At 39.3% G+C, this 15,462-nt stretch carries 13 protein-coding genes; 8 read left to right on the plus strand and 5 right to left on the minus strand.

From position 1 onward, the window contains the following. Positions 1-47: 47 nt before the first annotated feature. The 4 genes from radA to ACLCDL_RS12950 form a co-directional block, all read right to left on the minus strand. Entirely contained in the window at positions 48-1,427 is a 1,380-nt protein-coding gene (gene radA, locus ACLCDL_RS12935) for a DNA repair protein RadA (RefSeq protein WP_423148740.1), read from the minus strand. A 111-nt stretch (positions 1,428-1,538) separates the two neighbouring features. Beyond that, a complete protein-coding gene (locus ACLCDL_RS12940) occupies positions 1,539-3,089 on the minus strand; it encodes an Rne/Rng family ribonuclease (protein ID WP_423148741.1) in 1,551 nt (516 codons plus the stop codon). A 247-nt stretch (positions 3,090-3,336) separates the two neighbouring features. Next, the gene (locus ACLCDL_RS12945; protein WP_423148742.1) at positions 3,337-4,182 is read right to left on the minus strand and encodes a tetratricopeptide repeat protein; all 846 of its coding nucleotides are present in this window, start codon (positions 4,180-4,182) and stop codon (positions 3,337-3,339) included. Between the two features lie 20 nt (positions 4,183-4,202). Further along, the gene (locus tag ACLCDL_RS12950; RefSeq protein WP_423148743.1) at positions 4,203-4,502 is read right to left on the minus strand and encodes an HU family DNA-binding protein; all 300 of its coding nucleotides are present in this window, start codon (positions 4,500-4,502) and stop codon (positions 4,203-4,205) included. Between the two features lie 160 nt (positions 4,503-4,662). On the opposite strand from ACLCDL_RS12950, the gene mutY reads away from it, so the two are divergent. Together mutY and ACLCDL_RS12960 are read left to right on the plus strand one after the other, a co-directional pair. Then, a complete protein-coding gene (gene mutY / locus ACLCDL_RS12955) occupies positions 4,663-5,736 on the plus strand; it encodes an A/G-specific adenine glycosylase (RefSeq protein WP_423148744.1) in 1,074 nt (357 codons plus the stop codon). 2 nt (positions 5,737-5,738) lie between these two features. Beyond that, complete coding sequence (locus tag ACLCDL_RS12960; protein ID WP_423148745.1) at positions 5,739-6,179, plus strand: single-stranded DNA-binding protein; 441 nt, start codon at positions 5,739-5,741, stop codon at positions 6,177-6,179. Between the two features lie 65 nt (positions 6,180-6,244). On the opposite strand, the gene aspS is transcribed toward ACLCDL_RS12960, so the two are convergent. Continuing rightward, a complete protein-coding gene (gene aspS / locus ACLCDL_RS12965) occupies positions 6,245-7,990 on the minus strand; it encodes an aspartate--tRNA ligase (protein ID WP_423148746.1) in 1,746 nt (581 codons plus the stop codon). 394 nt (positions 7,991-8,384) lie between these two features. Here aspS and ACLCDL_RS12970 point away from each other — a divergent pair, with 394 nt between their 5' ends. The 6 genes from ACLCDL_RS12970 (at position 8,385) to ACLCDL_RS12995 (ending at position 15,459) form a co-directional block, all read left to right on the plus strand. Then, a complete protein-coding gene (locus ACLCDL_RS12970; RefSeq protein WP_423148747.1) occupies positions 8,385-10,763 on the plus strand; it encodes a TonB-dependent receptor in 2,379 nt (792 codons plus the stop codon). A 4-nt stretch (positions 10,764-10,767) separates the two neighbouring features. After that, a complete protein-coding gene (pnuC, locus tag ACLCDL_RS12975; protein WP_423148748.1) occupies positions 10,768-11,394 on the plus strand; it encodes a nicotinamide riboside transporter PnuC in 627 nt (208 codons plus the stop codon). A gap of 9 nt (positions 11,395-11,403) precedes the next feature. Then, positions 11,404-12,510, plus strand: a complete 1,107-nt coding sequence (locus tag ACLCDL_RS12980) for an acyl-CoA dehydrogenase family protein (RefSeq protein WP_423148749.1) — start codon at positions 11,404-11,406, stop codon at positions 12,508-12,510. Between the two features lie 77 nt (positions 12,511-12,587). After that, positions 12,588-14,222 carry an alkaline phosphatase PafA gene (gene pafA, locus ACLCDL_RS12985; RefSeq protein ID WP_423148750.1) on the plus strand — a complete coding sequence of 545 codons (1,635 nt, stop codon included), beginning with the start codon at positions 12,588-12,590 and terminating at the stop codon, positions 14,220-14,222. Between the two features lie 13 nt (positions 14,223-14,235). Then, complete coding sequence (locus ACLCDL_RS12990; RefSeq protein WP_423148751.1) at positions 14,236-14,871, plus strand: thiamine phosphate synthase; 636 nt, start codon at positions 14,236-14,238, stop codon at positions 14,869-14,871. Between the two features lie 24 nt (positions 14,872-14,895). Then, positions 14,896-15,459, plus strand: coding sequence for a thiamine pyrophosphokinase (locus tag ACLCDL_RS12995; protein WP_423148752.1), 564 nt, complete (start codon positions 14,896-14,898; stop codon positions 15,457-15,459). Positions 15,460-15,462: the final 3 nt, after the last annotated feature.

The following is a 15,462-nucleotide window of genomic DNA, read 5'->3' on the forward strand; positions in this document are numbered from 1 at the left end:
CGATAAGCAAAAAAGCCATTTTAAAAATGGCTTTTTTGCTTATAAAGTTACCCAAATAACGTACTAAAAACTTCCTCCACTTTCGAAACCGTTTTAACTTCAATAGCATAACGGCTCAGGTCCAGCCCTTTTTTATTGTATTTAGAAATGTAAATTGTTTCGAATCCTAACTTTTCGGCTTCGGCAATGCGTTGTTCTATTCTGTTAACTGCCCTTATCTCTCCTGATAATCCTACTTCGGCAGCAAAACAGTTTTTTGAGGAAACAGGCAAATCCTCATGAGAAGAAATTATAGCCACTACCACACCCAGATCAATTGCGGGATCTTCTACTTTCAAACCTCCTGCAATGTTCAAAAACACATCTTTGGCACTTAAACGAAAGCCACATCTTTTTTCAAGAACAGCCAGCAGCATGTTCATTCGGCGGGTGTCAAAACCGGTAGCCGATCGCTGAGGAGTGCCGTAGGCAGAAGGACTTACCAAGGCCTGAGTTTCGATCAACATGGGCCGTAATCCTTCAAGCATGGCAGAAATCGTTATTCCGCTTAGTGGTTCATCCCGCTGTGATAAAAGTATTTCTGAAGGGTTTGATACTTCACGTAATCCGGTTCCCTGCATTTCGTAAATTCCTAATTCGGAAGCAGAGCCAAAACGGTTTTTTACAGCTCTTAAAATTCGATAGACATGATGCCTGTCGCCTTCAAACTGTAAAACCGTATCAACCATATGCTCCAGTATTTTAGGGCCTGCAATCATCCCGTCTTTCGTTATATGGCCGATTAAGAAAACAGGTGTAGAACTTTCTTTTGCAAATCTCAACAACTCAGCTGTACACTCCCGCACCTGAGATACACTTCCGGGGGTAGAGTCTATATGAGTTGAATATAAGGTCTGAATTGAATCAACAATAACCAGATCGGGCTGAAGAATTTCAATTTGCTTAAATATATTTTGAGTTGATATTTCAGTAAGAATATAACAGTCTGCCTTTACAGTCGGAGCAAGCCGTTCTGCCCGCATTTTTATTTGTTGCTCACTTTCTTCACCCGAGATATATAAAACTTTTAATCCAGTAAGATTAAGGGCAATCTGCAACATCAGGGTAGATTTCCCAATTCCAGGCTCTCCACCGATTAGTACTAAAGATCCGGCAACAATTCCGCCTCCCAGTACCCGGTTAAGTTCTTTATCAGGTGTGATATAACGCTGTTCTGTAGTGAAGGCAATTTCATTAATAACGGAAGGCTTGTTGGCCCTCTGTAAGCTTGATGAACCGCTTTTCCAATCGGGTACCGAAGTATTTAATTTCTCTACAATTTCTTCCAAGAATGTATTCCACTGATTGCAGGATGGACACTTTCCCAACCATTTTGCTGATTCATAACCACAGCTCTGACAGAAATAAGCAGATTTAGTTTTAGCCATTGTTTATTTGCAAACGTGAATATATGTATATGTGCAGATAATTATAAAACTAAAATGCAGATATGAAAATGATAATTCATTTGCACATCTGCATTTCAAAAATCTGTACAATTACAGCTTAATTTCTTCTTCTTTGGAATTTAAAAAATGGAATTCTGTTAAAAAGTAGGAAGAAACTCCTTTAACTGTAATCCATTTACCGTATTTAAAAAACCATTTCCACTGGCAGGAAAAAAGTCCTTTTTTAATATATGCTTCAATATAAGGATGAACGCATAAAGTAATTTTTTTCTCGTTTTGTTCGGTAAGAATATAATTGAGATTGTTTTGAATATCGTCCATCAAAACAATACTTGCCTTTATTTCTCCGGTTCCATTGCAGGCAGGGCACTTTTCATTGGTAATAATATTCATTTCGGGCCTTACACGCTGTCGTGTAATCTGCACCAGGCCAAATTTACTGGGCGGCAAAATGGTGTGCTTTGCCCTGTCAAGAGCCATTTGTTCACGCAGATAATCAAAAAGTTCTTTCCGGTTAGCTGGTTTGTGCATGTCGATGAAATCAATCACCACAATTCCACCCATATCCCGCAACCGTAATTGCCTTGCAATCTCTCTTGCCGCTTCCTTATTTACCTGAAGCGCATTTTCTTCCTGATTTTGCGGATTCGCCGTTCTATTACCGCTATTAACGTCAATTACATGGAGTGCCTCTGTATGTTCAATTACCAGATACGCCCCACCGGGTAAATTTACAGTCTTACCGAAAGCTGCCTTAATTTGTTTTTCGATACCAAAATGCTCGAAAATTGGTTCTTTATGTTTATAAGACTTTACAATGCGCTCTAATTCAGGAGAAATATCCCGAACGTATGATTTAATCTCCTCGTAAATGCTGTTATCGTTTACATAAATATTGGTAAAATCAGCATTTAAAATGTCCCGCAGAATGGTAGATGTTCTCCCCATTTCACCCAAAACACGTTTGGAAGGTTCTGCCTTAGGAAGTTTTTGAACAAAGGTTTCCCATTTCGCAATCAGGTCCAGTAAATCTTTCTGCAGTTCGGCCACGCCTTTTCCTTCAGAAACCGTACGAATGATAACTCCGAAATTTTTCGGTTTTATTCCTTCTACTATACGCTTTAACCTTGTCCGCTCGGTATTACTTTTTATTTTTTTTGAGATAGAAATTACATCAGAAAATGGAACCAGAACTGCAAATCTACCTGCAATGGAAAGGTCGGAACTTAATCTGGGACCTTTTGTGGAAATTGGCTCTTTAGCGATCTGAACGGGAAGAATCATATTCTTGCTAAGAACCTCTGAAATTTTGCCGGACTTATTAATATCTTCTTCCAGCTTAAAACTATCCAGCAGTTTATCCTTATAACTGCCGTTCTTTACAATCTTGGTTAATTTAAGGAGCGATTTTAGTTGCGGCCCCAAGTCAAGATAATGCAAAAAAGCGTCCTTCTCATAGCCTACGTCTACAAAAGCAGCATTTAAACCGGGCATAATTTTCTTTATTCTGCCCAGGTAAATATCTCCAACAGCATAATTGTTGTTAATGTGCTCTGTGTGAAGTTCTACGAGTTGCTTGTCTTGCTGTAAAGCTATAGTCACCCCGGTTGGGGTTGAATCAATAATTAATTCCTTTACCAACAGCTACTCTTTTAGCGGCAGAATGGATCTGCCTGTGTTTACACAAAAATGATTAAAAAACAAACAAGTTAACCCCCTGAATCTGTATGCAGGAGGTTAGCTCAAAACCCTGTTAAGGGAAAAGATTATTTTTTCTTATGTCTGTTTTTTCTTAATCGCTTTTTGCGTTTGTGAGTGGCCATTTTATGTCTTTTTCTTTTTTTACCGCTTGGCATAGCTTTTAATTTTTAAATGTTTTAAAATAATTTTATTTACTTAATTCAATGATTTTGTTCTCCACAAATTTTGTCAGATTAGGATTTGCAGCCAGCTCTTCGCTTTTTTTATACGCGGCAATAGCTTCGGCCTTTTCTCCTAAACTTTCAAAGCTGGAAGCTAAATAAAACCAAACTTCCGGGCTTGGTTTATTTTCTATAACTGTTTTAAAGCGTGCAACCGCTTTATCAAACTGGCCCGACTTCATGGAAAAGAGACCCAGGTTTAAATTTGCATTCGTATTTGAAGGATCTTCCTTAACTACTTCTAACAATAACTGAATTCCCTGCATAGGGCTTGCAGCGCCATTTACATAAGCAACTCCTAACCCGGTTTTAGCAGCAAGGTTATTGGGTTCCAGCTTTAAAGCCTGCTTATATGCATTTGCAGCTTTTTGAGTTAATGAAGGCTGTATAAGGCTATCCTGAGTGTTCTGGTAAGCTGCAGCAAATAAATCTCCAGCTTTAAGCCAGTTAGAGAATGAACTTTCTTTTTCGGCAACAGCTTCCATATAAAGCGCTGCAGGTGCAGGCTGATTGACATCATCCCACAATTGGGAAAGTTGTTTTTGAAATTGAACTTTCTGGTTTTCAGGCGCTGCTTTTAAATTTGCCTCCAGATCAGAAACCTGTTTCTCCAGATTTGAATTTAATCCTTGTTTTGCTGTTTCAGATACACTTTCAACAGTAATGCTTTGAGCAGGGGCAGCGGTAGCAGCCGCAGCGCCGTTAGCATGCTGCCCCTCTTCTTTTACTAATCCTTTAATATCTAAAGAAAGCAATAAGCCCATCAAAACCACCACTAATCCGATTACCGTTATTTGCTTTCTTTTTAACATTTCTTTAATAGATTACTGATTTAAACTTCTGCGCTTTTAAGATTTCCGTTTTTTACCTTTTCAACAAAAACCTTTGCAGGCTTAAAACTTGGTACGAAATGTTCAGGAATGATAATTGCAGTATTTTTTGAAATGTTACGGGCAGTTTTTTTCGCTCTTTTTTTAACTATAAAGCTGCCAAAACCTCTTACATATACATTCTCGCCTTTAACCATCGAAGTCTTAACGACTTTAAAAAATGCCTCGACTGCTTCCTGCACGTCTACCTTCTCAATACCTGTTTTGTTAGAGATCTCTGCTATAATTTCCGCCTTAGTCATGTCTTTTTACTTATACAATTTTCCGTAAATACTTAATAGTTTTGGGGTTGCAAAAGTATTGGTTTAAATTGAAATCTTGAAATAAAATGGAGGGTTTTTTTCAAAGCCTCTTTTCCGTTTAGATTTTCGTACTTTTATATCCCCTTTTTAGTTTTTTTAGATGCGTTTTATTGAGGAGCTGATAAACTGGTACGAGCAAAATAAAAGAGATCTTCCCTGGAGAAATACAAACGATCCTTATATAATCTGGCTTTCGGAAATTATACTGCAACAAACCCGGGTAGAGCAGGGCTTACCCTATTTTTATCGATTTTCTGAAAAGTACCCGAGCGTTTCTGATTTTGCCTCAGCTACTGAGGAAGAGATACTTAAACACTGGCAGGGACTTGGATATTATTCTCGTGGAAGAAATATGCTTAAAACTGCCAGAATGGTCATGGAAGATCATGTGGGGTATTTTCCCAAAAAATACGATGATCTGATTAAGCTAAAAGGGATAGGAGAATATACAGCTGCGGCTATTTCCTCATTTGCCGCAAATGAGCCAAAAGCGGTGGTGGATGGAAACGTTTTCCGGCTACTTTCCAGGTATCTTGGCATTGCCGAACCGATAAATACTATAAAAGGTAAAAGAAAATTTACAGAAATTGCCAATGAACTGATTGATAAAAAACGCCCGGGAACTTCAAACCAGGCAATGATGGAGTTTGGATCACAAGTTTGCAAACCTCAAAAGCCTGACTGTGTAATCTGCCCCCTGCAAATTGACTGTGAAGCGAGGCGAACCAACCACATTGATAAACTTCCCGTTAAACTTAAGAATCAGAAAATACGAAACCGCTATTTCAACTATATTGTTGCTGTAAAAGAGAACAAGATTTTAATGAATAAAAGGGGACCAAATGACATTTGGGAAAACCTGTTCGACTTTCCTTTATTTGAAACACCGCATCCTGTTAATCCCGGGGAATTAAAAGGGGATGAAAAATTCACTTCTATTTTTGGACAGGAAGTAGAAATTATAAGTACTCACGGACCACTAAAACACGTACTCAGCCATCAACGTATTTTTGCTCAATTTTTGCAGATAGATAACTTTAATGACAACAATTTTCGTAATAAGAATTGGTTTTACATAGAACAAGAAGACCTGGAAAAAATCGCACAACCTAAATTAATTTTTGCATTCTTCAAAAATTGTTCTATATTGAAATTTAAATCAATTACAACTTAAAAATGTCAGGTATAAACAAAGTAATTTTAGTAGGGCATCTGGGCAAAGATCCCGAAGTTCGACACCTCGATGGTGGAGTTACTGTTGCAAGTTTTCCTTTAGCTACTTCTGAAACATATAACAAAGACGGTAGAAAAATTGAGCAAACCGAGTGGCATAATATCGTCATGTGGCGAGGCCTGGCCGATATTGCCGCAAAATATTTACAAAAAGGCCGGCTGGTTTATATCGAGGGAAAACTCAGAACGAGGCATTTTGAGGATAAGGAAGGAAATAAGAAATATACAACAGAAGTAGTTGCAGAAAATTTTACAATGCTTGGCAGAAGAAGCGATTTTGAAAATGGGAACGGCACTCCAGGCCCAGCAAATAATAATAAGCAGCAGGAAGATCAATTCACTAACTTTAACGACGATAATGCAGAAGACGACCTGCCTTTTTAAATGCAATATTATTAAATAAGAAAGGCATCTCTTAGTTGAGATGCCTTTCTTATTTAAACTGATTTTTATACAGTAGTTTTAATCTTCAGCTCGTTCATTTGCTCTTCAGCAATTGTTGATGGTGAATCAATCATTACGTCTCTTCCTGAGTTATTTTTAGGGAAGGCAATTACATCTCTGATAGAATCGAGACCTGCAAAAATTGAAACTAAACGATCAAAACCGAAGGCAATACCGCCATGAGGAGGAGCACCAAATTCAAATGCGTCCATTAAAAATCCAAATTGTTTTTGCGCCTCTTCTTTACTGAATCCTAAATGTTTAAACATTAGAGCTTGCAGTTCACGGTCGTGAATCCGGATAGAGCCCCCACCTATTTCGGTTCCGTTTATTACCATATCGTACGCATTCGCCCTAACTTCTCCGGGTTTCGTATCAAGTAAGGCTATATCTTCGGGTTTTGGTGAAGTAAACGGATGATGCATGGCATGGTAGCGCTGGCTGTCCTCATCCCATTCCAGTAAAGGAAAGTCGATTACCCAAAGAGGGGAAAATACATTTTTATCTCTCAGGTTTAAACGATTTCCCATTTCAAGCCGAAGTTCGTTTAGTTGCTTCCGCACCTTATCGGCTGGGCCGGCCATTAGTAACATCAAATCGCCGGGCTCTGCGTCAAAAGCAGCAGCCCATTTTTTCAACTGTTCTTCTGTATAAAATTTATCTACTGATGATTTTAGAGAGCCGTCTTCATTATACCGGCAATAAACCAGCCCGGTAGCACCAATTTGCGGACGTTTTACAAAATCTGTCAGTTCATCCATCTGCTTCCTTGTGTAAGAAGCACATCCTTTAGCATTTATCCCAACTACTAGTTCAGCATTATCAAAAACAGGAAAATTGTGACCTTTTACGTACTCGTTCAATTCTGTAAACTTCATTTCGAAACGAGTATCCGGTTTATCTGAACCATATAAGCGCATCGCATCCGCGTAACTCATTCTTGGCACTTCTCCCAAATCAATCCCTTTTACATTTTTGAATAACTGCCTGACCAGTCCTTCAAATACATTCAGAATATCTTCCTGTTCTATGAAAGACATCTCGCAATCTATTTGTGTAAACTCCGGTTGCCGGTCGGCTCTTAAATCTTCATCCCTGAAACATTTTACAATCTGAAAATACCGGTCAAAGCCGGAAACCATCAGTAACTGTTTAAAAGTTTGAGGGGATTGCGGCAAAGCATAAAACTCGCCGGGATTCATCCTGCTCGGTACTACAAAGTCGCGGGCGCCTTCAGGTGTCGATTTTATCAATACCGGAGTTTCAACTTCAATAAATCCGAACGAATCTAAATACTTTCTAACTTCCTGTGCCATTTTATGACGCAGAACCAAGTTATTTCTTACCGGATTACGGCGCAAATCGAGATACCGGTATTTCATACGCAAATCGTCTCCGCCATCCGTTTCATCTTCAATAAGAAAAGGCGGAAGCTTAGCGGCATTTAAAATTTCCAGGTTTGAAACCTTTATTTCAATCTCCCCGGTAGGTATTTTTAAATTTTTATTTGAACGTTCAACTACTGCACCCGATATCTTTATCACAAACTCCCGGCCCAAATTACGGGCTTCAGAGCAAAGTGCAGCATTATCATCCATGTTAAACACAAGCTGGGTAATTCCGTAGCGGTCACGCAGGTCTATGAATGTCATTCCACCTAAATCCCTCGACTTTTGTACCCATCCGCTTAAAATAACCTGTTTTCCGAGGTCTGCAATTGATAATTCTCCGCAAGTATTTGTTCTGTGCATTTGTTTTAAATGTTTGCTAATTGCAAAAGTATTATTTTATGTCAGATTGATGTAGGATGATGTAACATTTGAACGGGTAATAAAGAAAGAATGATTATTTGTTTGTCTTAATACTAAATAAGAATTAGTTTTGCCTCGTCTTAAGGGGTGCCTTGTTTGTGAAGAAAAACGGAATTGCATGCTTCCGTATCTCAAACACAAAAACGGGCTGAGATTATACCCATTGCAGAAGTTTAAAGTAATAAGTTAAGAGGCCAGGTACTTTCAACTTTCAACTCAAAACTTTTAACTCTGCAAGCACCTGATCCGGATAATGCCGGCGTAGGGAAAGGTAAATAGTTAAAAAAATGTTCGTACCCCTACGTGCATATGGTTTAACAGTTTAAGTATTCAAGTGAAAACAGTTTTTTTATTCGTCTTTGCGGCGATGTTCTTCCCATTTCTGGCTATTGCCCAGTTTTCAATTTCAGGAAAAGTTACAGATCCAACTTCTAAAGCGCTTGCCGGAGCAAGTATTTCTGTAAAAAATTCTACTGCCACTACCTCTGCAAACTCAAGGGGAGAATTTACCTTAAGCGGCTTAGAGAAAGGCGATAACACGATTAAGATCAGTTATTTAGGTTATAAAACAGTTGAAAAAACAATAAATATTCCTACAAAAGAAGTGCTGCAAATCACATTGGAGCCAAGCGACTTTATTGCCGATGCAGTTATTGTAAAAGCTACCAGGGCAGAAAAGAATTCGCCTACAACCTATCGCAATATTAACAGGACCGAACTTGAGAAAAACAATGCAGGCCAGGATTTGCCTTATCTGCTTAATCAAACTCCATCGGTAGTTGTAAGTTCGGATGCCGGTGCGGGGGTAGGCTATACCGGTATCCGCATCCGCGGAAGTGACGCTACACGCATCAATGTAACTTTAAACGGAATTCCTCTAAATGATGCAGAAAGTCAGGGAAGCTTCTTCATCAATTTACCAGACTTTGCTTCCTCGGTAGATAACATTCAAATACAACGCGGAGTTGGAACTTCAACAAATGGGGCAGGAGCTTTCGGAGCAAGTCTGAACATTCAAACCACTACCCGCAGGGATTCTGCTTATGCTGAATTGAATAACACATATGGATCATACGAAACCTGGAAAAATACGGTAAATGTTGGAACGGGATTAATAAACGGTAAATTTAGTCTGGATGGCCGTTTGTCAAGAATAAAATCCGACGGATATATTGACCGGGCTTTTTCTAACCTAAAATCCTTTTTTGTTACCGGCGCATATTACGGGAAGAAAGATTTGCTGAGAGCCAATGTATTTTCGGGTATTGAGAAAACGTATCAGGCATGGAACGGTGTTCCTGAAGAATTGCTGGAAACAGACAGAACACACAACGATTTTACCTATGACAATCAAACTGACAACTATCAGCAGGACCACTATCAACTCTTCTACACTCATATTTTTTCTGATAAACTTACTGCCAACACAGCCCTGCATTATACCTATGGACGAGGCTATTACGAGGAATATAAAGAAGATCAAACTTTATCAGATTATAAAATCACCCCTGTTACGATAGCGGATTCCGCAATAGCAAGCTCAGACTTAATTCGCCGCCTGTGGCTTGACAATGATTTTTATGGCTTTACATATTCCTTAAATTACAATCCTGAGCCCGCCGTGAATTTTACCCTTGGAGGCGGATATAACGAATACAAAGGCCGTCATTTTGATGAAGTAATATGGGCGAAATTTGCTAATTACAATGCCGATCAATCGCTTCGACACCGGTACAATGACAACGATGCCTTTAAAACTGATTTCAACATTTTCGGAAAAGCCAGTTACCGGATCAATAATTTGAACCTGTTTGCCGACCTACAGTATCGTCGCATCACTTATTCGTTTCTTGGTTTCAATCGCGATAAGCAAAATATTCAGCAGGAAGCAGATTTGAACTTCTTTAACCCAAAATTCGGATTTACGTACTTTATTAACGATAAAAGCAATGTGTATGCATCGCTGGCTGTTGGAAATAAAGAACCTAACCGGAATGATTATACAGAATCTACGCCAGACAGCAGGCCAAAGCCTGAAAACCTCACAGATGTTGAAGCCGGATATCGTATCACTCTTCCTGACTTTTCTGCGGGCATTAACGGTTATGCTATGCTCTACAAAGATCAATTGGTATTAACCGGCGAACTGAACGATGTTGGCGCTCAAACCAGGAAAAACGTACCGGATAGCTACCGGGCAGGTATTGAATTTGACGGTCGCTGGCAAATTCTAAACAATTTATACTGGGCAGCCACAGCAACTTTTAGCCGCAATAAAATCAAAAACTTTACTGAATTTATTTATGACGATGCTGATAACAGCGTGGTACAGCAATTCAATTATAAAAATACCGACATCAGCTTTTCACCGTCGGTCATCGCATCCAGCGAAATAGGTTTTGGATTTGCCCGGAATACTGAAATAGCATTGCTCAGTAAATATGTAAGTAAGCAATACCTGGATAATCGCTCAGACGAAGACCATAAATTACCCTCTTTTTTTGTAAACGATGTGCGTTTACGTTACAATACCTCAATTAAAGGAATAAAGGGTATCGGGCTAAGTTTACTGGTAAATAATATCTTCAATACATTATACGAAAACAACGGCTATACGTATAGCGGCTTAAGCGGGGGAGTAGTATATCGTGGCGACGGCTTCTATCCACAGGCTACACGAAACTTTCTTGCTTCCTTAAGCCTTAAATTCTGATAAAATGGATTTACAGAACTGGTACCAGCTGTTAACGGAGCAGTTTAAAGAAACCGGTTTTTTGCAATGGATAGCCGTGCTGGCGGGAGTTGCAGAAGTATTGCTGGCACGTAAAAACAAGGTCTGGCTTTATCCAGCCGGTATACTGGCAAGCCTGCTTTCAATTATTCTACTTGTGGAAGCTCTGTTATATGCAGAAGCCGCATTAAATATGTATTATGTAGTGATGAGCATCTATGGCTGGGCTTATTGGATTAAAAAAAAGAATGAACCTCCAGTAAAGATAAGTTATTCCACCAGGCAGGACTGGCTTATTACATTCTTTATAACCTTTGCAGGGTGGGGTATTTTATATATCGCGTTGAAAAATTTCACCAACTCCGATGTTCCCGCCATAGATGCCTTTGTTTCTGCTACCGCATGGGCTGGCATGTGGTTGCTGGCCAGGCGCAAAATCGAGAACTGGATACTGCTTAACATTTCCAATTTTTTTGCTATCCCGCTGCTTTTCCATAAAAAATTACCCCTCTTCGCCCTGCTTACTATCTTTCTGTTTATAATAGCCGTTATAGGTTTTTACGATTGGAAAAAGATCTATAAAGATGAAAATCCTGACCCTTCGTTTACCTGAATTAAAATTATGAAGAACATACAACATCCATCAGCATATTTAAAAGCTGAATGGATAAAAATTATCCGGCAAAATGCCGTAGCTGCAGAGAAATCAGGGAGCTTAACCACCGAACAATTAGACTTGTCTTATCGGGAAGGATGGTTTAAATTATTTGTACCGAAGGAATTCACGGGGCTGGAAATTTCATTAACGGAAGCGCTAAAGCTGGAAGAAGCATTGAGCTGGGCCGATGGAAGCTTTGGATGGACCATAACTTTATGCAGCGGAGCCGGCTGGTTTGGCGGATTTTTAGATAAACCGTTTGCTGAAACTATTTTTACTGATAGAAAAGTTTGTTTTGGCGGCAGCGGCGCTCCAACAGGAACTGCAACAGCTACAGATGGAGGTTATCGGATAAATGGTAAATGGAAATATGCCACAGGGGCAACTCATCTAACACATTTTACCGCTAACTGCCTTATAAAAAAAGGAACGGAAACAGTTTTAGATGAAAGTGAGAATCCCTTGATTCTGCCCTTTGTTTTTAACAGAGACGAGGTAGAAATTACCAGCGACTGGAATACGACCGGCTTAATTGCAACTTCAAGCCATTCCTTTAGTGTATCAAATCTGGATATTTCTAAAGAACGATGCATGAAAACCGATTCGGAAAAAGCCGTAACAGCCAATCCGATCTATAATTACCCTTTTCTTCAATTTGCAGAAAGTACACTTGCGGCAAACATCAGCGGTATGGCAATAAATTTTATTGATCACTGCCAGGATATTTTTGTTAATCGTATAGAACATAAAAAGCTGAAAGAACACCAGCAAAAAGTATTGATAGAATCTCTTGCTGAAGCTAAAAATAAAATAAACGAATCTCGCCAGGATTTTTATTATGCCACAGAAAGATCGTGGGCCTTTTTTACAGACAGGAAACACGCTACCGCTCAGTCTTTAGAAGAAGTAAGTTTAACAAGCAGGAATCTGGCAAGTATCGCACGACAGCAGGTTGACGAGCTTTATCCCCTTTGCGGATTAATAGCCGCCGACCCAAAATCAGAAATAAACAGGATATGGAGAGATATTCATACAGCAAGCCAGCATACCCTGCTTGCTTTACCTTACTAAGTTTGATTCCTGTTTCAAGATTTAATAACGTAGTTTTAATACTGATTTTTAATATTTGTTCTTTAAGATTCTAAATCATGAAAACTAAAATTGCCCTTTTTCTGCTCTTAAGTGCCTTTAATGTTGCTTTTGCACAAAAACCCACATCGAAAAACGAAACTCTTCCCCGCCCAAAATTGGTGGTTGGACTGGTGGTAGATCAAATGAGATGGGATTATTTGTACAGGTATTACGATCGTTACACAGAAGGCGGGTTTAAAAGAATGCTGAATGAGGGAAACTCGTGCGAAAATACATTTATCAATTACCTTCCCACGGTTACAGCCATTGGGCATACAACTATTTATACAGGCTCGGTTCCTTCCATCCATGGTATCGCAGGAAATGATTTTATCGTTCAGTCAACGGGGAAATCGATGTACTGTGCAGAAGACTCGACGGTAGAAACAGTAGGAAGTATTTCTTCTGCCGGCAAGATGTCGCCACGAAATTTGTGGACAACCACTATAACAGACGAGCTAAAACTTGCAACAAATTTCCGTGCAAAGGTTATCGGCATTGCTTTAAAAGATCGCGGAGCAATTCTACCTGCCGGACATGCTGCAAATGCTGCTTACTGGTTTGATGGCTCTAATGGTAACTTTATAAGCAGTACTTATTATATTAAAGACCTGCCAGAATGGGTAAAAGCTTTCAATAATAAAAATCTGGCAGAAAAGTATCTGAAGCAGGACTGGAATACGCTGTATCCGATTTCTTCTTATGTTCAAAGTTCGGCGGATAACAATGCTTACGAAGGAAAATTTTCAGGAGCTGCTGCCCCGGTGTTCCCGGTTAAAACTTCAGCTGCTAAAGATCCTGGAATGATAAGAAGCACGCCTTACGGAAACTCTCTCACAATTGATATGGCAAAAGCCGCTGTAGAAAACGAAGCTTTAGGAAAAAATGTGGTGACTGATTTTCTGGCAGTAAGTTTATCATCCACAGATTATGTTGGGCATCAATTTGGCCCTAATTCTATTGAAGCTGAAGATACTTATCTACGCCTAGATAAAGACCTGGCGTCCTTTTTCAGCTTCCTTGATTCAAAAATAGGCAAAGGGAATTACACTGTTTTTTTAAGTGCAGATCATGGTGCCGCTCATAACCCGGTATTTCTGCAAGATCAAAAAATCCCTGCTGGAGTATGGCCTTCGGGCGAAATTTTAAAACAGCTTAATACATTGCTGGAAAGCAAATACCAAGCTAAAAATATTGTTTTAAGCTTAAATAATTACCAGGTAAACCTGAACAATAACCTGATAAAATCAGGCAAACTGGATGAGAATGCTATACGAAAAATTTCTGTTGACTTTATTAAAGAACAAGAAGGAGTTGCCTACGCCATAGATATGGCAGATGTAGAAAGTGCAACAATTCCGCAGCCATTAAAAAGCAGGATTGTAAATGGTTATAATTCTGAACGGAGCGGCATAATCCAGATTGTATTAAAACCGGGATGGTTCAGTGGTTCATCTACAGGAACAACTCATGGTACATGGAGCCCTTACGATGCGCATATTCCATTAGTATGGATGGGATGGGGAATAAAGCCAGGGCGTGTAACTAAAGAAACGAACATGACCGATATATCCGCTACGCTTGCTGCGTTGCTAAGAGTCCAAATGCCAAATGGTTGCATCGGCAAACCAATAACAGAAGTATTGAAATAGGCTATTACAATCAATGAAAAAATATATCTCCCGGTTCCATTATTTAACACAAGATCTTCCGGATAGAACACATTTAGAACAGGTACAACTTGCCTGCGAAGCTGGTGCAAACTGGATTCAATACCGCTGCCTTACAAAAACAGATGAGGAATTAGTAGCCGAAATAAACCAGGTGGCAGCAGTTTGTGATGATTGGGGGACTACGCTTATTATCACCGACCACTACCATTTACTATTTGATGTGGATGCACAGGGAGTACACATCGAAAATATGCACGCAGACTTTAAAAAAATCCGTGAACAAATAGGGCCGGATAAAACGTTGGGCGCTTCAGCAAATTCTTTTGAGGACATAGGGCAACTCAATTTAACCAACACGGTTGATTATATTGGATGCGGACCATTTTCTGTAACTCAAACCAAACCGAATAATTTTCCTTTATTAGGAGTAACCGGATACAGAAATATCATGAAGAAAACCTTGGACGAAAATATAACCACGCCAATTATAGCTGTTGGAGGAATTAAAATTGAAGATGTAGAGGAATTAATGGGAACAGGCATTTATGGTATTGCCGTATCGGCTGCTGTTAACCTGGCAGACGAATCCTCAAAAGCTTTCAAAGACTTCTACCGGAAACTTCATTAATGTGAGCTGAGAAAAAACAAGAGTATGTCATCTCACCATATTGTTCGAGAAAAACAAGAGCCTGCTTTGTTGATAATGGATTTGCAGGAATTTGAGTACGAAAACCTGGGGCAATTGCTTGAATGGAGTCCCACTGTATTAGTAGATGAAACAGTTTACCCACTAGCTGATAAACTGGGAATAAAAATAGATGCTGTAATTACTTCGAAACCCTTAACAACACAATATCATACGCATTTAATAGCAACAGAAAACTCGCCGATGGAAGATGGTTTGAAATTCCTGGTAGGAGAACAATACCCGGCAGTTAATGTAATAACCAGAGAGTTTATCCTGAAGGATTTTGTACTTTTTGCCGAATTAATTAATGTAGCTGTTTTTACAGGTGGTAAAAAGATTTATTCTATCAAATCTGGTTTTAGTAAATGGCAGGTAGCAGGTCAGCAAATTGAACTCCTGCATGAAGTGTACGGTTTAACCACTTCCGGATTGCGTTTTATTGGTCAAAATTTACTTGAAACGCAGAAAGACGGCTTTTACAGTTTGTGCTTTGAGCAGGATTTTGCCTTCATCGCTGAAAGCGTATAGCTG

Origin of the sequence: Rubrilithobacter danxiaensis (assembly GCF_047272945.1) — a bacterium.
In the GTDB taxonomy this organism is placed as follows: Bacteria; Bacteroidota; Bacteroidia; order Sphingobacteriales; family Sphingobacteriaceae; genus Rubrolithibacter; species Rubrolithibacter danxiaensis.

Excerpts from the sequence above, each read along its gene's own strand:
- radA (WP_423148740.1), bottom strand. The coding sequence starts at position 1,427 with ATGGCTAAAACTAAATCTGCTTATTTCTGTCAGAGCTGTGGTTATGAA.
- ACLCDL_RS12945 (WP_423148742.1), bottom strand. The coding sequence starts at position 4,182 with ATGTTAAAAAGAAAGCAAATAACGGTAATCGGATTAGTGGTGGTTTTG.
- ACLCDL_RS12950 (WP_423148743.1), bottom strand. The coding sequence starts at position 4,502 with ATGACTAAGGCGGAAATTATAGCAGAGATCTCTAACAAAACAGGTATT.
- mutY (WP_423148744.1), top strand. The coding sequence starts at position 4,663 with ATGCGTTTTATTGAGGAGCTGATAAACTGGTACGAGCAAAATAAAAGA.
- ACLCDL_RS12960 (WP_423148745.1), top strand. The coding sequence starts at position 5,739 with ATGTCAGGTATAAACAAAGTAATTTTAGTAGGGCATCTGGGCAAAGAT.
- aspS (WP_423148746.1), bottom strand. The coding sequence starts at position 7,990 with ATGCACAGAACAAATACTTGCGGAGAATTATCAATTGCAGACCTCGGA.
- pnuC (WP_423148748.1), top strand. The coding sequence starts at position 10,768 with ATGGATTTACAGAACTGGTACCAGCTGTTAACGGAGCAGTTTAAAGAA.
- ACLCDL_RS12980 (WP_423148749.1), top strand. The coding sequence starts at position 11,404 with ATGAAGAACATACAACATCCATCAGCATATTTAAAAGCTGAATGGATA.
- pafA (WP_423148750.1), top strand. The coding sequence starts at position 12,588 with ATGAAAACTAAAATTGCCCTTTTTCTGCTCTTAAGTGCCTTTAATGTT.
- ACLCDL_RS12990 (WP_423148751.1), top strand. The coding sequence starts at position 14,236 with ATGAAAAAATATATCTCCCGGTTCCATTATTTAACACAAGATCTTCCG.
- ACLCDL_RS12995 (WP_423148752.1), top strand. The coding sequence starts at position 14,896 with ATGTCATCTCACCATATTGTTCGAGAAAAACAAGAGCCTGCTTTGTTG.